Here is a 20,693-nt window from a genome sequence, read left to right as displayed (position 1 = left end):
TGTTCACGGCCGCCGGCCAGACCGGCGAGATCACTATTGTCAGGTGGTCGACGAGGTCGCCGGCCGCGTGGGTGTCGGTGTGTCGGGCGTCGCCGGCACGGTCGCGGCCGCGGCCGGCGGATGTTCCCAGCCTAGAAAGCTTGGGCCGCTCACGGTGGCGATGTCTTGAATTTGACCATCGAGTAGGGCTTTTCCTGGGCCGAGGGCAAGCGCGTGCCGATCGATGAACATTCCGATATCGGCCGGAGAGACGTGCGCGGCGTCGATCGGAGTGGTCACCGCGGTGCCCGGCGGCGGGATCGTTATTCCCTGCTGCTGGAAGGCATCTGGTATCGCCGTTCCGCCGACCGCGGCTTTGATTGCCGCTGCCAGCTGAGGGTTGGCCGCCGTCACCGTTTCACCGTCGGGCAAAGTCACCGTGGTGGGACCCGCCGGTGGCGATTCGCCCTCAACTGTCGCAGCGTCCTGGTCGGTGTCGCCCGGTTGATCGGACGAAGCGTCGGTCTTCGGATCCGCATGGTCCTCGGAATCCGGCGCTCCTTCGTCGTCGAGGCCCTGCAGCGCCGGATCCGTTGTGTCGTCGCTCTGCAGGGTGGGCAGTGGCAGCCCGGCCGGCGTCGCGCCGAAGCTCGGCAGTCCCGAGCCAAAGTTGGGCACGGGCGGCAGCACAGGAGCCACGGGCGCCGCCGGAGCGCTCGCTACCTCCGGCACAGCGCCTCCCGACAGATCATCGGTTGCGGCGTCCGGATCGTCGGCGAACAACGAATCCAGCACCGGATCCCACTCGGAATCCTCTGTCGTAGTCGCGTCGGCGCCGACCGTCTGGGCCGACGGCCGTTCATCGGGACCGCTCGGTTGTCCCTTGGATGCGTCATATAGCGATGTCCAAGCGGCCATCAGCGCCGACTTCGACGTGTCGTCGAGGCTCGCGTTGAGGACCACGGCACGAATGTCTCTGAGCTTGCCGATCAGAAATCGCTGGAAGTCGCGCGCTCCGGCCGGAGTGTCCAGGTCCGACCGTGTTCGCACCGCGGCTTCGGTGTCTTGCTGCAACTTGGTCAGCGCTTGACTGCCTTCCACGGCGTTGAGGTGGGCGTTCAAGATAGCCGTGATCACTTGCATGTCCAGCTGAGAACTCGCGGAATTCTGGTGTGACAGAGCAACTTCGGCGTGTGCGATCGCTTCCGCCGCCTCGCCATGCTCCCGATCCGGTGCGGCCGCGTCTCGTCGTCGAATCTTGCCCGCGATCGCCTGCAGCTGTTCGGGGCCCGTCGTCGGGGTGATCACCGCGGCCAGCTCACCGGGCGACAGACCCGCCACCCACGCATTCGGGTCACCGGTACGGTCTCGGACATATTTCACCGCCGCAAGCAGCTCCTCGTGCGCCGACATCAGCTACGCACGTCCTTGCGGGATGCTTGGCGACCCCTCCATGCCCGGCGACAGTACCCAGGCTTGTCCCCGCCAACAATTCACCATGCCGGGCCGTTGTGGATGACACCGAAACCGCCGCCTTGCTAGGCATTGCCAGCGGCATACCGGTCCCGAAGACCTTCCAGCACAGCCTTTTTCGCTCGGCTGAGTTCGCGGGCACCCTCGACGACCGCGGTGATCTCGCGTTGTTTGGCCAGCAGGAACCGCTGAAACTCGCGGGCGCCCATGGGCGTATCGACCGCGAGGTTCGCTTGGTACACGGTGGCGTGGTCGATCTGCTCTGCGATGGCATCCAGACGCCTGGCGCCCTCTCGCATCGCGGCATGCGCGCTGGTGAGCACCTCTGCCAGCATGCGATCGGCGTCGGCCGCCGTTCCGTGCTGGCCGGCCAGAGCCGACTGCCGCGCCTGGATGGCGGCTACCGAAGGTCCTGCTTGTTCCGTCATCGGCTCACCCTGTTTGTCATAGCGGTCTGCGAATCGCAACGTTGGGTCCTAGTGGGCTGATCCGCACCGAGGCGCCCGAGTAGGGCGCCTCGACTACCAGATTGTTGCCGATGGCCAGCTGGACGTGCCCGGCGTGCGGGAAGACGAGGTCGCCCGGCCGGACTTGCGAACGGGGCACCGGGATCCCGTCGTTGATCTGCTGATAAGTGGTGCGGTCCAGGTGAATTCCCGCTTGCGCGTAGCTCCACTGGACGAGCCCCGAACAATCGAACTGGTCTGGCCCCGTCGCACCCCACACGTAGGGGCGGCCCAGGCGCGAGAGTGCGGCGCGCACCGCGACCGCGGCGCGCCCGTTAAATCCGGCGGGGCGGTGGCGCAGGAGTTGGTAGCGCAGCGCCCGCAGTTCGGCGAGGCGTCGACGCGCTCGGAAGCGGGCGGACACGACGTGCGCGCGCTGGGCCCGCAGTCGCGCCGCCCGACGACGCATCGCCTCGCGCTGCGCCATCGGTGTCGCCGGAACCTGCGCGGCGTCAGCACGGGCTTCGTCAACAACGCCCCCGGTCAGGTCGCGAGCCTCGGCCCGATCGCGCTGGGCGCGGGCGATGACGCCCGCCGCGGCGGCGTCCGTGGCGGCGGCAGCAGCGAGCCGTTGCCGGCTGTGGTCCACCGCGAGCCGATAGCCGCCGCGTGCCACTCCATCGTTCAGCCCGGCCGCCCTCTGTAGCAGATCGCGGTAATGCCCGGTGCCCGCGTCCACCGACGACGGGCGGATGCCGCCGGCGAACATGTCATGAGCACGGCTCAGAACCTCGATCTCGCTTCGGGTCACGGCGCCCCCTCGCCCTGCTGGCCACCTGACTCCACGGCGTCCGTGAAGGCGCGCACGCGGGGGAGTGCCCCCGGCGGGATCACCCCCCGGTTGCGGATGTCCCAGAGTTCCTCGACGTCGACACCCACCAGTGCAGCGATCACCGTCTCGGGCAGCGACGACTGCACACATGCCCCGTCGAAGCGGGCGCTCAAACTGGTCGGCATTCGCTTCAGCAGGGCCGTGCGCGTCGCCTCGAGGGCTTGGAGGTGCGTCATCAGCCGGTCCGTCGAGTCCGCGCCCGCGTTCACTGCGACCCGCCAGGAGCCGGCGGCCAGCATCTCTGCCTTCACGCACTGAGCGATCACAGACAGAATATACGTCTCATATTCGTTTGATGTTGTCGCAGGCAAGCGATCGATGACCGATTTGAGGGCTTCCAGTTGGGCTTCGGCATATCCTTCCAGCACTTCTGTGTCGCTGTGACGGTCCACAACCACCGGCCCGGTGCGCCTGGCGGGGACGGCGGCAGGCGGTTGCGCGGCCATCAGCCGGGCCAGTTCCGCGTCCGGATCGGCCGCCACCAACAACCGGGAATAGGTGCCCGGCGGGAGGCCTAGGCCATTCTCGACCTTCTGAACTGTGCTTTTGTGCGGCTTACGGGCGCCGCGTTCCAGGAAGCTCAGGCCCATGATGCTGACACCGGTCGCGGCCGCGAGGTCAGCTAGTGACCAGTCACGCGACTCTCGCAAAGCGCGGATCGCCGCACCTGCCGATTCACGGCTCACCGCAGGCTCCGGCCATAGGCCGGATAGTACACATGCCACAGCGTATCGCTGTCGATATACGTTTGTGTCACGTTTCTCTTGCGCTCGGCCGCGGTGTCTGTATACGCTTTTGCCTACGTTTCAAGCTTCGACAAGGAGACCGACATGGGACACCCCTGCGCTACCAACCCGGAACTGTGGTTCGGCTACCCCGACGACGACGGTGGCGACGGCGCGGCCAAGGCCCGTGCGTACGAGCGGTCGGCCGTCGAGGCGCGCATCCAGTGTTTGCGGCGCTGCCCGCTGGCACAGCAGCGTCGATGCGCCCAACACGCCATCGCGCACCGCGAGGAGTACGGCGTGTGGGCGGGCGTCAAACTTCCCGGGGGTCAATACCGCAAGCGCGAGCAGCTCGCCCAGGCCCACGACGTCCTGCGGCGCATCGCGTCCGGCGAGATCAACTCACGCCAGCTACCGGAGAACGCGGCCCTGCTCGCCAACCACGAACATGAGGCCGTTCCGGTGACCGCGGTGGTGTTGCACCTGCCGCTGGCGCAAGTGGGGCCCCGCACCGCGGCCTGACGTCCGGTACCTGGGTATGGCCGTTTGCTGACTCAGCCAACGGGGTAGAGCTTCGGCACGAACGAGTCTGTCCACCCAAAGGCGGGATCCATGACGTTCGACCTGACCCCGACGGCGGCGCAGCACGACCTGGCCCGGCGGACCCACGAGTTCGCCGAAGAAGTGATCCGCCCGGTGGCGCGCCACTACGACCAACGGCAGGAGTTTCCGTGGCCGGTCCTGGAGGAGGCGGCCCAGCGCGGCTTTTACAGCCCCTTGTTCTACCGCGACCTGATCGGCGATCCGACCGGCCTCTCGTTGCCGATGTTCATGGAGGAGCTGTTTTGGGGCTGCGCGGGGATTGGGTTGGCGATCGTGATGCCGGCGCTGGCTCTTTCGGCGATCGGGCAGGCAGCATCTCCGGAGCAGATGTTGGAATGGGCGCCCGAATGCTTCGGCACCCCAGGCGATCTCAAGCTTGCCGCGCTCGCGATCTCGGAACCCGAGGGCGGCAGCGATGTGCGAAATCTGCGCACTCACGCGCGCCGCGACGGGGACGACTGGATCATCGACGGCCACAAGATGTGGATCGGCAACGGCGGGATCGCCAACGTGCACGTGGTCAACGCGGTGGTCGACGAGGAACTAGGTCATCGTGGTCAGGCGCTGTTTGTGGTGCCCGGTGGCACCCCCGGGCTCAAGCTCGTGCGCAAGCTGGACAAGCTCGGCTGCCGTGCGTCACACACCGCGGAGTTGCTGTTCGAAGGCGTCCGCGTACCGGGCGCCAATTTGCTTGGGGGACAGGACAAGTTAGAGCACAAACTCGCCAAAGCGCGCGAAGTGGTTGCGGGCGCTAAGCGATCCGGCTCAGCGACATTGGGCACGTTCGAGCAGACGCGGCCGATGGTGGCCGCCCAGGCCATCGGGATCGCGCGCGCCGCGCTCGAGTACGCGACGGGGTACGCCACGGAGCGCGAGGCGTTCGGCGGACCGATCATCGACAACCAGGGCATCGCCTTCCCGCTGGCGGAGCTGGCCACCCAGATCGACGCGGCGCGGCTCTTGACCTGGCGGGCGTCGTGGATGGCAGCCAACAACGTTCCCTTCGAGCGCGGGGAAGGCTCGATGTCGAAGATGGCCGCCAGCGAGGTCGCCGTCAAGGCCACCGAACGCGCCATTCAAACCATGGGCGGCTGGGGCTACATCACCGATCACCCGGTGGAGAAGTGGTATCGGGATGCCAAGCTATACACCATTTTTGAGGGCACGAGCGAGATTCAGCGGATGGTGATCGCAAACGCACTGGGTGCCGCCGTCGGCACGCCGCCACTGCATGTGGTGCTCGAGCCGTCCGGCGGCCCGCTGAACCGGGTATTCGGTCGCGGCACCCCACTACGCTCCCGCGTCGCCGACACAGCGCTCTCCATGCAGGACCGGGTGCCCGAACCCGTCATGCGGCTGGCCATGAAGGTGCTCCGACCGCCGGGCAAGTAACGGCGCCTGGGTACGGTCGAGTGGACCATGAGCAACCTTGAGTCGACACCCATCGAACTCGCCTGCGCTACCTCGCCAGGCGTGGGCACCGAGGTGCTGACGCCCAGGGAGGTTCCACTTGGCGGCCCGCGGGCCATGCGGGTGCGGCGCACCCTTCCGCAACGGAACCGTTCACTGATCGGGGCGTGGTGTTTCATCGACCATTACGGCCCGGCGTCGGCGCGCATGGACGTTCCACCTCATCCGCACACCGGACTACAAACGGTGAGTTGGTTGTTCAGTGGGGAAGTGGAGCACAACGACAGCGCCGGAGTGCATGCGACAGTACGGCCGGGCGAGCTCAACCTCATGACTGCGGGTGCCGGTATCTGTCATTCCGAGGTGTCGGTTACGTCGCCGGCAGCCTTGCACGGTGTCCAGCTCTGGGTGGCGCTTCCCGATTCCGATCGCGGTTGCGGCCGCGACTTCGCCCACTACGTGCCCGAGGCGGTGTCGCTTGTCGGCGCGACGGCGCGGGTGTTCCTCGGCGGACTGGCCGGCAGCCGGTCACCGGTGCATACCTTCACGCCGCTGCTGGGCGCCCAGATCGATCTCGACGCCGGCGCTCGCCTGGACATCGATGTCGACCCGGCATTCGAACACGGTGTGCTCTGCGATCGGGGAGCCGTGTGTGTGGAGGAGACCACCCTGGCGGTCGCCGAGCTGGCCTACCTGAGCCCCGGCGCTTCGTCGCTGCACCTGCGCAACGCGGGGGATCGGCCCGCCCGGGTACTCCTGCTCGGCGGCGCACCGTTCACTGAAGAGCTAGTGATGTGGTGGAACTTCGTCGGGCGAAGCCACGACGACATCGTGGGTTACCGCGAACTGTGGGAGGACGGCGACGAACGCTTCGGCGCCGTCCACGGCTATCGGGGTTCGCTCAGCCGACTGCCCGCCCCGCCGCTGCCGACAACTCGGCTGCGGCCTCGACCCGTACCGCAAGGAAAGGAAAGCAACCATGACCGCCGATAAGACCGGAGCAGAAGCGACCGTCAGCCTTGAGGAAGGCCGGTACACCATCGCCGTGGAAGGCAAGCAAGTCGGCCTCGCCGACTTCGCCGACCGCGGCGACCAGCGCGTTTTCTACCACACCGAAATCGACCCCGCGTACGGCGGACGCGGCCTGGCGACCATCCTCGTCGAGGAGGCCCTCAACGAGGCCCGCGGCGAAGGCAAGCGCATCGTCCCCGTCTGCTCGATGATCGGCACCGTGCTCAAGAAGCACCCCGAATACGACGACATCACCGACGCCGTCACGCCGGAGATTCAGCGGTGGGTGCGGTCGTCGTAGCCGGTAGTTGACGCGACTGTTCCGCACTATCGGAGAATAGGAGTGCGCATTCCTATCTAGTCCACAGTTGGCTTGTCGGCCTTCGCCAGACTTCGGATTAAGTAAGCCCGGGGCTAGCCTTGCGATGGACCGAAATACTTGTCTGCAAGCAGCTTTGCGAGGTTGAGAAGTTCCTTACACGACCCGTCTGCCTTTGCATCGCTAAAGAGGTCCTCGATGCGTTCTAGGTTATCGCGAATCCAAGCCGCCATCGCCTCGGAAGAGACGGTGTTGGTCTCATCGTAGTTATCCAGATACTGACGAATAAGCGAGGCGCGGAACCAGTTGTCGGGCACTTCGGTCGACTTAGTTGGGGCGAAAGTCACGCCAATTTGGCCACGATCGTTGGAAATATGGCAGGTGAGTGATGGTCCCGCTATCGTTAGCGAAGCATTGATTGTCGGATTGCCCGATGTCGCCGAGTCAGTAATACGATAGCGTGAATCCAAGTAAAGGAAGTCGAAGTACTGCAGGTAGAACTGCAGCAATGTTCTCATTATTTATCATCCCCCTCCGGTCGGCGGCAGAAGTACATTGTCACCCACTCGCTGATACCCATGCGCTTCGAGATATCGAACTTCTGCAGCTGTGAAGGTATCCGGGCCAACGCGGTAGAACGGCACTGACAAGGTGACCCTATCGCGGTTTGCGATAGCCACGTCGAGTACATGCTGATTAGCCGCCAGCCGCTCAGTCCACGAGAGGGAATTCCACGCGTCGCCGAGATCGAAGTAGCTGGCTCCGTGTTGTTGCGCGACATCAATGTAGGAGGGTCCTTTGTCCGGTGGTCTAAATGGGCCGAGGACGGTTTCGCCGCTTCCGGTCAAATGTTGCTCCGACATTGCTCGCAGCTCTGGCGTCATGTACTGCAGCGGGTTGTCCAGGATGAACTCTGGATGCGCTGGGTCGATCACAACAGGCGGCGGGGCGCTGTCCGGCGCCACAGATACATGAGGACCTGCGGGAGCATGTTCGGCGGGAATCTCACCACCACCCGGGTGCGGCGCGTGCTCAACGACGGGTGGCGGTCCGGGGTGGGCGGCGCCCGGCACGGGCTGTCCGCCGCCATCAGGGATTGGCGAGCCATGCGGGGGAAGGTCCGCTTCGGCGATTGCCGCGCGGATCTCGGCCGCGCTTAGTGCGCGGGGGAGGACGTTGTCGGCGGAAAGGCCTTGCAGCGCTTCACGACTGAACAGTGTCTTTAGGCCCTGCCAGGCCACCTCCCCGCCGGCCTTGAGTTCAGGCCCGCCGACGGCCAGCGTGATGGCGCTCCACAGCGGTTCGGGCGTGGCTTCCACCTTCCCGGGATCCGGTGTGCGCATGCCGGTCAACTTGCCGCCGCTGAACGCATACGACGTGCCGGTCGCTTGATCGAAGAATTCACCCGTGCCGTCCTTGAGCTGGCCGAAAACCTGCACAGGCTGGCCGTCGACCTTGTAGGTGAACATGAAATGGCCGTCGGGAGTGGTGCTCACCGAGGCCGGATCAATGCTGTTGTAGTTGGGAATCTTTCCCAGGTCGTCGAGGGCTTTTGCTAGATCGGACTTGAGCTTGGGAAGGCTGGCGCTGGCTGCTTCTCCTTCCGGAGAACCGGGTCCGTGCGCATAGAGGTCAGCAATAGCCTTATCCAGGGCAGTCTGCGCGGCACGCACCTTGCCCATCTGATCGACGACCGCCTGGTCGGTGATCTGCCGAATATTTGCGAGCGCATTGCGCTGTTCCTGCGACGGCGGGGCTACGCCGTCACTATCGAGGCCATGCAGCGGGGCCCCGTCGTACCCATTGGTGTGCAAGCCATCCAGAGATTTCTGCAGTGAGCTGGAGTAGCCGTTGCGGATCGACAACATCTGAGCGAGGGCCGCTTTCGTGTCCCGCAGGGCATCTTCTTCACACGTTCTGATGAAGGCGTGCAGGGCGTCCACGTCCGCCGCGCTGAGATGTTTGTCTTGCAACATCGCGGCGGCTTGGCACAGCAAGTTGGAGATCCCCTGCAGCTGGGAGTCCAAATTCGCGATCTGTGCTGCGCCGGCTCGTTGCGCTTCGGCCAAGGTGGCGGCGATGTTCTCCAGGTCGGCACCGATCTTGGGTAATTGGAGGGACTGCGATCCCAACGATTTCGTCACCCGCTGCACTTCGGCGGTGTCGTTGATCGGGTGGTCGCCGGTCTGATGGTTCCAGGCGGCGTCGAAACGGTTTCGGGCTTGCTCGAACGCGTGGTCGGCCTCTGCCGTGCAACGACCGGCCTCGCGAAAGGCCTCGGCCAGGTTGGAAATCTGCAACGGATCGCCGGCCTGCAGGCTGCGGTTGATCGCCCATGGGTCACCGCCGGCCTCAGCGATCAGCGCATCAATGTCTATGTACGGCAGGCCCATAGCACCGCCCGTGGCAGCGCGGCGCCATGCCGATCTCGCCTCATGGGTCGCGAAACACAGCGCGCCGACCCCGAGCGTATAGCCGCGACGAACATTGCCACCCCTCCTGAGCTGGCAATTACGCTACTAACGGGAACGGGGACGTCAATTCACTACGCCGGCGCGGGTTTAGGGGGCCAAGACGATATGCCGCTGTTGTTGCTCGTCCCCAAGGTTGCGTTGATCGCCTTCATCGTCGTAGGAACCGGAGTTCTGATTGCCCGAGCGTTTAGGCGTTCACGGGCGAACAGATTGGATCCGCGGTGGACCGGGCGCCGCGCGCAACCCGGCTACGAGGCGTCGGCGCACGGCGCTTTGCCGAACACACCGCTTCCCGAGTGGGCCTACTGGGAGGATGAGGGCGACCACGAACGGCGACGGCTCACTGCGGTGAGGACGTTAAGGGCGCCCTGAAGAACACGGCCCGGAAAGCACGAAGGTCACGAGCTCCTTGCGGAGTTCGTGACCTCAGCGCCTGCGGCTCGGGGAACCGCTCAAATGTGGGCGAAGGGGGACTTGAACCCCCACGTCCCGAAGGACACTGGCACCTGAAGCCAGCGCGTCTGCCATTCCGCCACTCGCCCGGAAAACAACCGATGGACCATACCACTCTAATAGCCGCATTCCCCAACCCGCCTGGTCGGGCCTGAAAGCCGTGGGGCGCTGCGGGACAACGCGTCTGAACAGGGTCGACGCAGTTCTCAGAGTTTCGACGGTGCCGCCGCAATGCGCTGTCCCGATACCATGCTGGAGTGGGAGCTCACCGCGTGAATCATTTGCCGCGTGCCGGCGACATGCCGTGGCAAGTGCGGGCGAACGCCGGCGCATGAGTAGCCAACGGGGGCTGGCGGCGCGGATCGAGCGCAAGCTCGAGGCGACCGTCGACAACGCGTTCGCCCGGGTCTTCGGCGGCTCGATCGTTCCGCAAGAGGTCGAGGCCCTGCTGCGCCGCGAAGCCCGCGACGGTGTCCAGGCGCTGCAGGGCAATCGCCTTTTGGCCCCCAACGAATACATCATTACCCTCGGTAGGCACGACTTCGAGAAGGTGGGCGCGGACCCCGATCTCACGTCGGGCGATTTCGCTAGGTACTTGGCCGACTACATCCATGAACAGGGGTGGCAAACGTATGGTGAGGTGGTCGTCCGGTTCGAGCAGTCGTCGAACCTGCGGACCGGCCAGTACCGCGCCCGTGGTGCTGTCAACCCCGATGTGCAGCCCCGCCCGACGGTCAACGATCCCGTCCGGCCACAATCAAATAGTGCGTTCGGCGCAGAACGAGGAGTAGCACCAATGACTGACGATTCGAGCTACCGCGGGGCTCAGGGGCCGGGGCGGCCCAGCGATGAGTATTACGACGACCGCTACGGGCGTCCGCAAGAGGGTGGCCCGGAACCGCAGGGGGGACCTGATCCACGTGCTGGGTATCCGCCCGAGCAGGGCGGCTATCCGCCGCAGCAGGGTTACCCGCCACCCCGCCACCCCGAGCAGCAGGGCGGATATCCCGAGCAGCAGGGTGGCTATCCCGAGCAGCAAGGTGGCTACCCCGAGCAAGGTGGTTACCAAGCCCCAGGCGGCGGCTACCCCGACCAACGCGGCTATCAAGGCGGCGGCCAGGGCGGCTATCCCGAACAGCGCGGCTATCAAGGCGGCCAGGGCGGCTACCCGGAGCAGGGCCAGGGCGGTTACCCGCCGCAGTACGAACAGCGTCCTCCCGCGCCCGGCGGGTACGGCGGCCAAGGCTACGACCAGGGCTACCGCCAGGGCGCTGGGTACGGCCCTCCTGCCGGCGGCCAGCCCGCCGGCGGCCCGCAGGGCTACGGCGGGTACGGCGAATATGGGCGAGGCCCGGCCCGCCCAGAGGAGGGTGGTTACGCTCCGCCCGAGCAGCGGCCGGCCTACCCCGAGCAGGGTGCCGGGTATGAGCAGGCCGGCGGCTACGAGCAGGGCGGCGGCTACGAGCAGGGATACCCGCAGGGCGGCGGATACGGCCGCCAGGACTACGGCCCCGGGGATTACACGCAGTACTCCGAGAACGTGCCGGGCGGGGGATACCCCGGTCAAGGCGGATACGCCGAGCCCGCCCAACGCGACTACGAATATGGCCAGCAGGCCGAGTATGCCCAGCCGAGTGAGTACGGCCAACCCGCCGACTACGGGCAGCCGGCCGGTGGCTACGGCGGTTACGGCGGCGGCTACGGCGCGGCCGGAACGACGGTCACCCTCCAGCTCGACGACGGCAGCGGCCGCACCTACCAGCTTCGTGAGGGCTCCAACATCGTGGGCCGTGGACAAGACGCGCAATTCCGGTTGCCCGACACCGGGGTGTCACGGCGTCACCTCGAGATCCGCTGGGACGGGCAGGTCGCGCTCCTTTCGGACCTGAACTCGACCAACGGCACCACTGTGAACAACGCGCCGGTGCAGGAGTGGCAATTGGCGGACGGCGACGTGATCCGTCTGGGCCACTCGGAGATCATCGTCCGGATCCACTAAACGCGCTGGGCTCAACGCTGCCGTGCTTCGCCCCGCGTCGACCGCCGTCCAAGTATCGTGACGTTGCCGATGTGCTCGGAGTCACGGGCGCCAGGGGGACGACGCAGGACGGAAAGGACGCCAGATGCAGGGACTTGTACTGCAGCTGACGCGTGCCGGATTTTTAATGTTGTTGTGGGTATTCATCTGGTCCGTGCTGCGGATCTTGCGGACCGATATCTACGCGCCCACCGGTGCCGTCATGGTGCGCCGGGGGTTGGCGCTGCGCAGCACCCTGCTGCCCTCGCGGCAGCGGCGCCATGCCGCGCGCTACCTGGTGGTGACCGAGGGGGCGTTGGCGGGCGCGCGCATCACACTCAGCGGGCAGCCGGTGTTGATCGGAAGAGCCGACGACTCGACCCTGGTGCTCACCGACGACTACGCCTCGACGCGGCACGCCCGGCTATCTCAGCGCGGTTCGGAATGGTATGTCGAGGATCTAGGATCGACCAACGGCACTTACCTTGACAGGGCAAAGGTGACCACTGCGGTACGAGTTCCAATAGGAACGCCGATTCGGATCGGCAAAACGGCGATCGAGTTGCGCCCGTGACCCGCGCTCACGACGATGATGCCGGCGCAGCCGGGATCGTGGGGGCACCACCCGCTTGCGGGGGAGAGTGGCGCCCGTGACCCTGGTTCTGCGATATGCCGCGCGCAGCGATCGCGGCCTGGTGCGCGCCAATAACGAAGACTCCGTCTACGCCGGTGCGCGGCTGCTCGCCCTGGCTGACGGCATGGGCGGCCACGCGGCCGGCGAAGTGGCCTCCCAGCTGGTGATCGCCGCGCTGGCCCATCTCGACGACGACGAACCCGGCGGCGACCTGCTTGCCAAGCTCGACGCCGCGGTGCGCTCGGGCAACGCGGCCATCGCCGCGCAGGTGGAGGCCGAGCCCGAGCTCGAGGGGATGGGCACGACGCTCACCGCAATCCTGTTCGCGGGCGACCGAATTGGCTTGGTACACATCGGCGACTCGCGCGGCTATCTGCTGCGCGACGGTGAACTCACCCAGATCACCAAGGACGACACATTCGTCCAGACCTTGGTCGACGAAGGCCGGATCACCCGCGAAGAGGCGCACAGCCACCCGCAGCGGTCGCTGATCATGCGCGCGCTGACCGGTCACGAGGTGGAGCCGACCCTGACCATGCGCGAGGCGCGGGCCGGTGATCGCTACCTACTGTGCTCCGACGGGCTCAGCGATCCGGTGAGCGACGAGACCATTCTCGAGGCGCTGCAGATCCCCGACGTGGCCGAAGCCGCGTACCGCCTCATCGAGCTGGCGTTGCGCGGCGGCGGCCCGGACAACGTGACCGTGGTGGTCGCAGACGTCGTCGACTACGACTACGGCCAAACCCAACCGATTCTGGCGGGCGCGGTTTCCGGCGACGAGGACCAGATGACGTTGCCCAACACCTCCGCGGGCCGCGCCTCCGCAATCAGGCCGCGCGAAGAGGCCGCCAAACGTGTTGCACCACAACCGGAAACACCCGCCCGGCCGCGGTGGCCCAGGCGGCGGATGTTCTTCGTCGTGACACTGGCGGTGTTGTTCGTTCTCTCCGGCATGGCCATCGGCTGGTGGGTCATCCAGCGCAATTATTACGTCGCCGAATACGACGGCAAGGTATCGGTAGTCCGCGGCATTCAGGGGTCCCTGTTGGCCGTGCCCCTGCAGCGGCCGTACCTGGTGGCCTGCCTGAGCGCCCGCAACGAGCTGTCCCTGATCGGTTACGGCGAATCCGGTCATCCGAACTGTCAGCTGATGACTCTGCGCGACCTTCGCCGGCCCGGACAGGTTCAGGTTCAGGCCGGGCTGCCTGGCGGAAGCCTGGACCAGGCCGAGTCCCAGTTACGACAGTTGCTGGCCGAATACCTGCTTCCCACTTGTCCGTCGCCGCGCGCCACGTCACCGCCGGGCTCCCCGCCCACCGGGAGCGGCACCCCCGAATCAAGTGTCGCGGCATCGCCAGCACCCACCACCGCACCGAACACCGCTTCTTCCGGCCCCAGCGGGCCCCCCAGCACCACAGCCGGCCCCGCGACCACGTCGCCGGTGGCCCCCACGACCACTTCCCAAACGGTCACCGCGCTTCCAGCGCCTCCACTGCAACCGGGCATCGACTGCCGGACGGTGGCATGACGACACAACTCCAGCCGCCCGTCGCGGTCACACCCCCGCTACCCACCCGTCGCAACGCCGAGCTGCTGCTGCTGTTCTTCGCCGCAGCAATCACCGTCGCCGCGTTACTGATCGTGGAGGCGAACCAGGACCGCGAATTGCATTGGAACGTCATGAGTTACGGGCTGGTGTTCATGCTCGTGTTCGGGTCGGCGCACGTGGCCATCAGGCGTTTCGCCCCCTATACCGATCCGCTGCTGTTGCCAATTGTGGCGTTGCTCAACGGACTTGGCCTGGTGATGATCCATCGGCTCGACCTGGTCGACAACCAGCTCAGCGGCCGCCACCACCCCAGCGCAACCCAGCAGATGATGTGGACGCTCGTCGGAGTCGTCGCGTTCGCATTGGTGGTCACGTTTCTCAAAGACCATCGGCAGCTGGCGCGGTATGGCTACATCTGCGGAATCACCGGCCTGGTGCTGTTGGTGATTCCTGCACTGCTGCCGACATCGCTGTCCGAACAGAACGGCGCGAAAATCTGGATTCGCTTCCCCGGGTTCTCGATTCAGCCCGCAGAATTCTCCAAGATCTTATTGCTGATCTTCTTCTCCGCCGTGCTGATCGCCAAGCGGGGCCTGTTCACCAGCGTCGGCAAGCATTTCATGGGCCTGACCCTGCCACGCCCGCGCGACCTCGCGCCACTGCTGGCCGCCTGGGTGATCTCCATCGGTGTGATGGTCTTCGAAAAGGACCTAGGTACCTCGCTGCTGCTGTATGCGTCGTTTCTGGTGGTGGTTTACCTTGCGACACAACGGTTCAGCTGGGTGGTGATCGGCCTGGTGCTGTTCGCGGTGGGCAGCGTCATCGCATATTTCGTCTTTGCGCATGTGCGGGTCCGGGTGCAGATGTGGTGGGACCCGTTCTCCGACCCCGACGGCAGCGGCTACCAGATTGTCCAGTCCCTGTTCAGTTTCGCCACCGGCGGCATCTTCGGCACGGGGCTGGGAAACGGGCAACCCGATACCGTGCCAGCGGCGTCGACCGACTTCATCATCGCCGCGTTCGGTGAAGAACTCGGGCTCGTCGGGCTCGCCAGCATCTTGATGCTCTACACCATCGTCATCGTCCGTGGCATGCGCACCGCGATCGCGACGCGGGACAGCTTCGGCAAGCTGCTGGCTGCGGGCCTGGCCTCCACCCTGGCCATCCAGCTGTTCATCGTCGTCGGCGGCGTTACGCAACTCATCCCGCTGACCGGTCTGACCACCCCGTGGATGTCCTACGGTGGATCGTCGTTGCTGGCGAACTATGTGTTGCTGGCCATCCTCGCTCGCATCTCCAACAGCGCCCGGCATCCCTTACGCGGCCGTGAGCGCAAGGACTCGCCGATCGCGGCGGCCAAGACCGAGGTAATCGAGAAGGTATGAACACCTCTCTGCGCCGCATCTCGATCACCGTCATGGCGCTGATCGTGCTCTTGCTCCTCAACGCCACAATGACGCAGGTGTTCGCCGCCGACTCGCTGCGTGCCGACCCGCGCAATCAGCGTGTCCTGCTCGACGAGTATTCGCGTCAGCGCGGCCAGATCATCGCGGGCGGCCAATTGCTGGCGTATTCGGTGGCCACCGACAGCCGCTTCCGATTTCTGCGGGTCTATCCGAACCCGGCCGTGTACGCGCCGCTCACCGGCTTCTACTCGCTGCGTTACTCCAGCACGGGCCTGGAGCGCGCCGAGGACCCACTGTTGAACGGCTCCGACGAACGGCTGTTCGGGCGCCGGCTGGCCGATTTCTTCACCGGCCGCGATCCGCGCGGGGGCAACGTCGACACCACCATCAGACCGCGGGTCCAGCAGGCCGGCTGGGACGCGATGCAGCAGGGCTGCGGGGGGCGGCCGTGCAAGGGCGCCGTCGTCGCTCTCGAGCCGTCCACCGGCAAGATCTTGGCAATGGTGTCATCGCCGTCCTATGACCCCAATCTGCTGGCGTCGCACGACCCCCAGGTACAGGCGCAGGCATGGCAGCGGCTCCGCGACGACCCCGACAATCCGCTGACCAACCGCGCCATCTCCGAGACCTACCCGCCCGGGTCCACGTTCAAGGTGATCACCACCGCGGCCGCGCTGCAGGCCGGTGCGACCGACGCCGAGCAGTTGACCGCGGCGTCCTCCATCGTGCTGCCCGACAGCACCGCGACGTTGGAGAACTACGGCGGCCAGCCCTGTGGCAACGAGCCCACGCTGTCGCTCAAGCAAGCGTTCGCCCTGTCCTGCAACACCGCGTTCGTCCAACTCGGCATGCACACCGGATCTGACGCGCTGCGCAGCATGGCGCGCTCGTTCGGCCTGGACACCACCCCGAGCGTCATCCCACTTCAGGTCGCCGAGTCAACCGTCGGGATCATTCCCGATGCCGCGGCGCTGGGCATGACCAGCATCGGCCAGAAAGACGTTGCGCTGACACCGCTGGAGAACGCCCAGATCGCGGCGACCATCGCGAACGACGGCGTCACGATGCAGCCTTACCTGATCGACAGTCTCAAGGGCCCGGACCTGGCCAACATCAGCACCACCGTCCCCTATCAACAGCACCGCGCGGTGTCACCCCAGGTCGCCGCTAAGCTAACAGAGCTGATGGTCGGCGCCGAGAAGGTCGCACAGCAGAAAGGGGCCATTCCCGGCGTGCAGATCGCATCCAAGACGGGTACCGCAGAGCATGGCACCGATCCGCGTAATACGCCGCCGCACGCGTGGTACATCGCCTTCGCGCCCGCGCAGACGCCGAGAGTCGCCGTGGCAGTGTTGGTAGAGAATGGCGGCGACCGCCTGTCCGCGACGGGAGGTGCACTCGCCGCGCCGATCGGACGGGCTGTGATCCAAGCCGCGCTACAGGGAGGACCATGAGCCCGCGAGTTGGTGTGACGCTGTCTGGCAGATACCGCCTGCAGCGCCTGATCGCCACCGGCGGCATGGGCCAGGTCTGGGAGGCGGTGGACAGCCGGCTCGGCCGGCGCGTCGCGGTCAAGGTGCTCAAACAGGAGTTCTCCCAGGATCCGGAGTTCATCGAGCGGTTCCGCGCCGAGGCGCGCACCACCGCGATGCTCAACCACCCCGGCATCGCCCAGGTTCACGACTACGGCGAGAGCCAGCTTGACGGGGAAGGCCGCACCGCCTACCTGGTGATGGAGCTGGTGAACGGTGAGCCGTTGAACTCGGTCCTCAAACGCACGGGCCGGCTGTCGCTGCGGCACGCCCTGGACATGCTCGAGCAGACCGGCCGGGCACTGCAGGTGGCGCACGCCGCCGGCTTAGTGCACCGCGACGTCAAGCCGGGCAACATCCTGATCACCCCGACCGGCCAGGTGAAGATCACCGACTTCGGTATCGCCAAGGCCGTCGACGCCGCGCCCGTCACCCAGACCGGGATGGTGATGGGCACCGCCCAGTACATCGCCCCCGAACAGGCCCTCGGCCACGACGCGACCCCCTCCAGCGACGTGTACTCCCTGGGCGTCGTCGGCTACGAGGTGGTGTCGGGCAAGCGGCCGTTCACCGGTGACGGCGCCCTGACCGTGGCGATGAAGCACATCAAGGAGCCCCCGCCACCGCTGCCGGCGGAGCTGCCGCCCAACGTGCGGGAACTCATCGAGATCACGCTGGTCAAGAATCCCGCGATGCGCTACCGCAGCGGCGGGCCGTTCGCCGACGCCGTGGCGGCGGTACGCGCCGGCCGCCGTCCGCCGCGGCCCAGCCAGTCACCGCCCCCCGGCCGGGCATCGCCGGCGGCGATTCCGTCCAGCCCGACGACCCGGGCGGCCGCCGTCTCGAGCCCCCGGAGCGCGGCGCCGCGCCGATCCCGGCCGGCCACCGGCGGTCATCGCCCGCCCCCGGCGCGGCGCACCTTCTCGTCGGGTCAGCGCGCGTTGCTGTGGGCCGCCGGGGTGCTCGGGGCGCTGGCCATCATCATCGCGGTGCTCATCGTCATCAACTCCCGCGCGGACACCCAGCAGCAGCCCCCGCCGCCGACGGTCACCGACACCGGGACCCCGCCCGCGCCGCCGGCGACCAACACCCCCAGCGGCTCCGCGCCACGGCTTAATTGGACGGATCGCGGGACGATGAGTAATTCTGGACTGCAACGAGGGCCGGCCGAGCACGGGTGGGGTGAACCACCGACGCTCAGCGCATCACCGGCCCGACACGAGATGCCACGATGACCACCCCTCAGCACCTGTCTGATCGCTATGAACTGGGCGAAATCCTCGGATTCGGGGGTATGTCCGAGGTTCACCTGGCCCGCGACGTCCGGTTGCACCGCGATGTCGCGGTCAAAGTGCTGCGCGCCGATCTGGCCCGCGATCCCAGCTTCTATCTGCGGTTCCGCCGCGAGGCGCAGAACGCCGCCGCCCTCAATCACCCCTCGATCGTCGCGGTCTACGACACCGGTGAGGCGGAGACGCCGACGGGCCCGCTGCCGTACATCGTCATGGAGTACGTCGACGGCGTAACGCTGCGCGACATCGTGCACACCGACGGCCCGCTACCCCCGCGGCGGGCCATCGAGATCATCGCCGACGCGTGCCAGGCGCTGAACTTCAGTCACCAGAACGGCATCATCCACCGCGACGTCAAGCCGGCGAACATCATGATCAGCAGCACCAATGCGGTCAAGGTGATGGATTTCGGCATCGCGCGCGCGATCGCCGACAGCGGTAACAGCGTCACCCAAACCGCGGCGGTGATCGGCACGGCCCAGTATCTGTCGCCCGAGCAGGCCCGCGGCGACACTGTGGACGCCCGGTCCGACGTCTATTCGCTGGGTTGTGTGCTCTACGAAATCCTCACGGGCGAACCGCCTTTCACCGGTGACTCACCGGTCGCGGTGGCCTACCAGCACGTGCGGGAGGACCCGATTCCGCCGTCGCACCGGCACGAGGGCATCTCCGCAGACCTCGACGCCGTCGTGCTCAAGGCGCTCGCCAAAAACCCGGACAACCGCTATCAGACCGCCGCGGAGATGCGCGCCGATCTGGTGCGGGTGCACAACGGCGAACCGCCGGAGGCGCCCAAGGTCCTCACCGACGCCGACCGCAGCTCGCTGCTCGCGACGGGCGGAAACCTGCCTGGCACGCGCGCCGACGCGCTACCCCGCCAACCCCTGCGCCGCATCGACGACCGCAACGGCGGTTCGGTCGGTCGCTGGATCGTCGCGGTCGCCGCGCTGGCGGTGCTGACGATCGTCGTCGTCATCGCCTTCAACACCTTCGGCGGCACCACTCGCGATGTGCAGGTGCCCGACGTGCGGGGCCAGGTCTCCGCCGATGCCATTGCCGCGCTGCAGAACCGCGGCTTCAAGACGCGCACCCTGCAAAAGCCCGATTCGACGATCCCGCCCGACCACGTCATCAGCACCGACCCCGGGGCCAACGCCTCGGTGAGCGCGGGCGACGAGATCACCATCAACGTCTCGACCGGTCCGGAGCAACGCGAGGTGCCCGACGTCTCGTCCCTGGGTTACTCCGACGCGATCAGCAAGCTCAAGGCCGCCGGATTCACCAAGTTCAAGCAGGCCAACTCGCCGTCGAGCCCGGAGCTGCTGGGCAAGGTGATCGGCACCAACCCGCCGGCCAACCAGACATCGGCGATCACCAACGTCATCACCGTCATCGTTGGCTCGGGGCCGGAGACCAAGCAGGTGCCCGACGTAGCGGGGCAGACCGTCGACGTCGCGCAGAAGAATCTCACCGTCTACGGCTTCACCAAGGTCACCCAGGCACAGGTGGACAGCAACCGGCCGGCCGGCGAGGTGATCGGCACCAATCCGCCTAAGGGCCAGATGGTTCCGGTGGATTCGGTGATCGAGCTCCAGGTGTCCAAGGGCAACCAGTTCGTGATGCCCGACCTGAGCGGCATGTTCTGGACGGACGCCGAGCCGCGGCTACGGGCGTTGGGTTGGACGGGGGTGCTGGACAAGGGGCCCGACGTGGACGCGGGTGGCTCGCAGTCCCACCGGGTGGTGTATCAGAACCCGCCGGCCGGCACCGGGTGCAACCGGGACGGGATCATCACGCTGAAGTTCGGCCAGTAGCGGCCGGTTCGGCCGGGAAATAAGGCTGCACCGCGGCCCGCACCTCGTTCTCGAGCCGGCGGACCAGTGTGTCGTTGCGCGCCCACCCGCAGTAGGCGAGCCAGTTCGCCAGCATTCGGTGGCCGCCCTCGGTCAGAATCGACTCCGGATGGAACTGGACACCGTGAATCGGCAACTCGCTGTGCCGCACCCCCATGATGACGCCTCCGCGGGTGCGGGCCGTCACCTCCAGCACCGGGGGCAGCGACTCCGGCAGTATGGTCAGCGAGTGATAGCGGGTCGCCGTGAACGGATCCGGAAGCCCTTGCAGCACACCGGTATTGGTGTGGAAGACATTGCTGGTCTTGCCGTGCAGCAGTTCGGGCGCGCGGTCCACGGTGGCGCCGAAGGCGACGCCGATGGCTTGGTGTCCGAGGCAGACCCCGAGCAGCGGGGTGCGCTCGGCGGCACACGCGCCCACCAGACCGATCGAAGCGCCCGCACGTTCCGGGGTGCCCGGACCGGGGCTGAGCAGCACACCGTCGAACCGCTTGGCGACGGCTGCCTCGTCGGAAAGCTTGGTGTCGTCATTGCGCCACACCTCGGCCTCGACGCCCAGCTGGCCGAGGTACTGCACCAGGTTGAACACGAAGCTGTCGTAGTTGTCGACGACCAGGATCCGCAC

General features: G+C 66.6%; 18 protein-coding genes and 1 tRNA gene. 11 read left to right on the top strand and 8 right to left on the bottom strand.

The genetic code is table 11. The features are described 5' to 3' along the window. Positions 1–39 precede the first annotated feature (39 nt). The 4 genes from H7J89_RS09365 to H7J89_RS09350 form a co-directional block, all read right to left on the bottom strand. Positions 40–1,392 (bottom strand): DUF4226 domain-containing protein, encoded by a 1,353-nt coding sequence (locus H7J89_RS09365; RefSeq protein WP_264042408.1) that lies wholly within the window; start codon positions 1,390–1,392, stop codon positions 40–42. A gap of 125 nt (positions 1,393–1,517) precedes the next feature. Beyond that, positions 1,518–1,880, bottom strand: coding sequence for a DUF4226 domain-containing protein (locus H7J89_RS09360; RefSeq protein WP_264042400.1), 363 nt, complete (start codon positions 1,878–1,880; stop codon positions 1,518–1,520). Positions 1,881–1,896: 16 nt separating this feature from the next. Then, positions 1,897–2,709, bottom strand: coding sequence for a C40 family peptidase (locus H7J89_RS09355; RefSeq protein WP_264042392.1), 813 nt, complete (start codon positions 2,707–2,709; stop codon positions 1,897–1,899). Next, positions 2,706–3,476 (bottom strand): helix-turn-helix domain-containing protein, encoded by a 771-nt coding sequence (locus tag H7J89_RS09350; protein WP_264042386.1) that lies wholly within the window; start codon positions 3,474–3,476, stop codon positions 2,706–2,708. Before H7J89_RS09350 ends, H7J89_RS09355 begins: the two co-directional genes overlap by 4 nt. A 144-nt stretch (positions 3,477–3,620) precedes the next feature. Here H7J89_RS09350 and H7J89_RS09345 point away from each other — a divergent pair, with 144 nt between their 5' ends. The 4 genes from H7J89_RS09345 to H7J89_RS09330 all read left to right on the top strand — a co-directional run bounded on the left by H7J89_RS09345 (position 3,621) and on the right by H7J89_RS09330 (position 6,840). Next, positions 3,621–4,037 carry a WhiB family transcriptional regulator gene (locus H7J89_RS09345; RefSeq protein ID WP_264042379.1) on the top strand — a complete coding sequence of 139 codons (417 nt, stop codon included), beginning with the start codon at positions 3,621–3,623 and terminating at the stop codon, positions 4,035–4,037. A gap of 90 nt (positions 4,038–4,127) precedes the next feature. Then, entirely contained in the window at positions 4,128–5,510 is a 1,383-nt protein-coding gene (locus tag H7J89_RS09340; protein WP_264042372.1) for an acyl-CoA dehydrogenase family protein, read from the top strand. 27 nt (positions 5,511–5,537) lie between these two features. Continuing rightward, on the top strand, positions 5,538–6,521 hold the full coding sequence (locus tag H7J89_RS09335) for a pirin family protein (RefSeq protein ID WP_264042365.1): 984 nt from the start codon (positions 5,538–5,540) through the stop codon (positions 6,519–6,521). Then, on the top strand, positions 6,508–6,840 hold the full coding sequence (locus H7J89_RS09330) for a GNAT family N-acetyltransferase (RefSeq protein ID WP_067266440.1): 333 nt from the start codon (positions 6,508–6,510) through the stop codon (positions 6,838–6,840). The genes H7J89_RS09335 and H7J89_RS09330 overlap by 14 nt, the downstream gene beginning before the upstream one ends. Before the next feature lie 113 nt (positions 6,841–6,953). Here the strand turns inward: H7J89_RS09330 and H7J89_RS09325 are convergent, their stop codons facing one another. The 3 genes from H7J89_RS09325 to H7J89_RS09315 all read right to left on the bottom strand — a co-directional run bounded on the left by H7J89_RS09325 (position 6,954) and on the right by H7J89_RS09315 (position 9,874). Beyond that, positions 6,954–7,376: a hypothetical protein gene (locus tag H7J89_RS09325; protein WP_264042352.1), complete on the bottom strand. Its 423-nt coding sequence runs from the start codon at positions 7,374–7,376 to the stop codon at positions 6,954–6,956. 6 nt (positions 7,377–7,382) lie between these two features. Further along, on the bottom strand, positions 7,383–9,251 hold the full coding sequence (locus H7J89_RS09320; protein WP_264042349.1) for a putative alpha/beta hydrolase: 1,869 nt from the start codon (positions 9,249–9,251) through the stop codon (positions 7,383–7,385). Between the two features lie 540 nt (positions 9,252–9,791). After that, a tRNA-Leu gene (locus H7J89_RS09315) sits at positions 9,792–9,874 on the bottom strand. 242 nt (positions 9,875–10,116) lie between these two features. On the opposite strand from H7J89_RS09315, the gene H7J89_RS09310 reads away from it, so the two are divergent. The 7 genes from H7J89_RS09310 to pknB all read left to right on the top strand — a co-directional run bounded on the left by H7J89_RS09310 (position 10,117) and on the right by pknB (position 20,029). Next, positions 10,117–11,784, top strand: a complete 1,668-nt coding sequence (locus tag H7J89_RS09310) for an FhaA domain-containing protein (protein WP_264042343.1) — start codon at positions 10,117–10,119, stop codon at positions 11,782–11,784. Between the two features lie 124 nt (positions 11,785–11,908). Next, positions 11,909–12,376, top strand: coding sequence for an FHA domain-containing protein FhaB/FipA (locus H7J89_RS09305; protein ID WP_046183038.1), 468 nt, complete (start codon positions 11,909–11,911; stop codon positions 12,374–12,376). Between the two features lie 76 nt (positions 12,377–12,452). Beyond that, positions 12,453–13,964 carry a protein phosphatase 2C domain-containing protein gene (locus H7J89_RS09300; protein WP_264042334.1) on the top strand — a complete coding sequence of 504 codons (1,512 nt, stop codon included), beginning with the start codon at positions 12,453–12,455 and terminating at the stop codon, positions 13,962–13,964. Then, entirely contained in the window at positions 13,961–15,370 is a 1,410-nt protein-coding gene (locus tag H7J89_RS09295) for an FtsW/RodA/SpoVE family cell cycle protein (protein ID WP_264042326.1), read from the top strand. The genes H7J89_RS09300 and H7J89_RS09295 overlap by 4 nt, the downstream gene beginning before the upstream one ends. Beyond that, positions 15,367–16,845 (top strand): D,D-transpeptidase PbpA, encoded by a 1,479-nt coding sequence (gene pbpA / locus H7J89_RS09290; RefSeq protein ID WP_264042318.1) that lies wholly within the window; start codon positions 15,367–15,369, stop codon positions 16,843–16,845. The genes H7J89_RS09295 and pbpA overlap by 4 nt, the downstream gene beginning before the upstream one ends. Next, positions 16,842–18,158, top strand: coding sequence for a serine/threonine-protein kinase (locus H7J89_RS09285; protein WP_264042301.1), 1,317 nt, complete (start codon positions 16,842–16,844; stop codon positions 18,156–18,158). Before pbpA ends, H7J89_RS09285 begins: the two co-directional genes overlap by 4 nt. Beyond that, positions 18,155–20,029 carry a Stk1 family PASTA domain-containing Ser/Thr kinase gene (pknB, locus tag H7J89_RS09280; RefSeq protein ID WP_264042293.1) on the top strand — a complete coding sequence of 625 codons (1,875 nt, stop codon included), beginning with the start codon at positions 18,155–18,157 and terminating at the stop codon, positions 20,027–20,029. The genes H7J89_RS09285 and pknB overlap by 4 nt, the downstream gene beginning before the upstream one ends. On the opposite strand, the gene H7J89_RS09275 is transcribed toward pknB, so the two are convergent. After that, positions 20,007–20,693, bottom strand: coding sequence for an aminodeoxychorismate/anthranilate synthase component II (locus tag H7J89_RS09275; protein ID WP_067208626.1), 687 nt, complete (start codon positions 20,691–20,693; stop codon positions 20,007–20,009). The two genes, pknB and H7J89_RS09275, sit on opposite strands and share 23 nt — an antisense overlap.

The organism is Mycobacterium paraffinicum (assembly GCF_025822865.1).
Classification (GTDB): Bacteria; Actinomycetota; Actinomycetes; order Mycobacteriales; family Mycobacteriaceae; genus Mycobacterium; species Mycobacterium paraffinicum.
This window is presented reverse-complemented; position numbering and strand designations above follow the sequence as displayed.

Bases quoted from the DNA above. Each gene is read 5' to 3' on its own strand.
- H7J89_RS09365 (WP_264042408.1), bottom strand. From the start codon at position 1,392: ATGTCGGCGCACGAGGAGCTGCTTGCGGCGGTGAAATATGTCCGAGAC.
- H7J89_RS09360 (WP_264042400.1), bottom strand. From the start codon at position 1,880: ATGACGGAACAAGCAGGACCTTCGGTAGCCGCCATCCAGGCGCGGCAG.
- H7J89_RS09345 (WP_264042379.1), top strand. From the start codon at position 3,621: ATGGGACACCCCTGCGCTACCAACCCGGAACTGTGGTTCGGCTACCCC.
- H7J89_RS09340 (WP_264042372.1), top strand. From the start codon at position 4,128: ATGACGTTCGACCTGACCCCGACGGCGGCGCAGCACGACCTGGCCCGG.
- H7J89_RS09335 (WP_264042365.1), top strand. From the start codon at position 5,538: ATGAGCAACCTTGAGTCGACACCCATCGAACTCGCCTGCGCTACCTCG.
- H7J89_RS09330 (WP_067266440.1), top strand. From the start codon at position 6,508: ATGACCGCCGATAAGACCGGAGCAGAAGCGACCGTCAGCCTTGAGGAA.
- H7J89_RS09325 (WP_264042352.1), bottom strand. From the start codon at position 7,376: ATGAGAACATTGCTGCAGTTCTACCTGCAGTACTTCGACTTCCTTTAC.
- H7J89_RS09320 (WP_264042349.1), bottom strand. From the start codon at position 9,251: ATGGGCCTGCCGTACATAGACATTGATGCGCTGATCGCTGAGGCCGGC.
- H7J89_RS09310 (WP_264042343.1), top strand. From the start codon at position 10,117: ATGAGTAGCCAACGGGGGCTGGCGGCGCGGATCGAGCGCAAGCTCGAG.
- H7J89_RS09305 (WP_046183038.1), top strand. From the start codon at position 11,909: ATGCAGGGACTTGTACTGCAGCTGACGCGTGCCGGATTTTTAATGTTG.
- H7J89_RS09295 (WP_264042326.1), top strand. From the start codon at position 13,961: ATGACGACACAACTCCAGCCGCCCGTCGCGGTCACACCCCCGCTACCC.
- pbpA (WP_264042318.1), top strand. From the start codon at position 15,367: ATGAACACCTCTCTGCGCCGCATCTCGATCACCGTCATGGCGCTGATC.
- H7J89_RS09285 (WP_264042301.1), top strand. From the start codon at position 16,842: ATGAGCCCGCGAGTTGGTGTGACGCTGTCTGGCAGATACCGCCTGCAG.
- pknB (WP_264042293.1), top strand. From the start codon at position 18,155: ATGACCACCCCTCAGCACCTGTCTGATCGCTATGAACTGGGCGAAATC.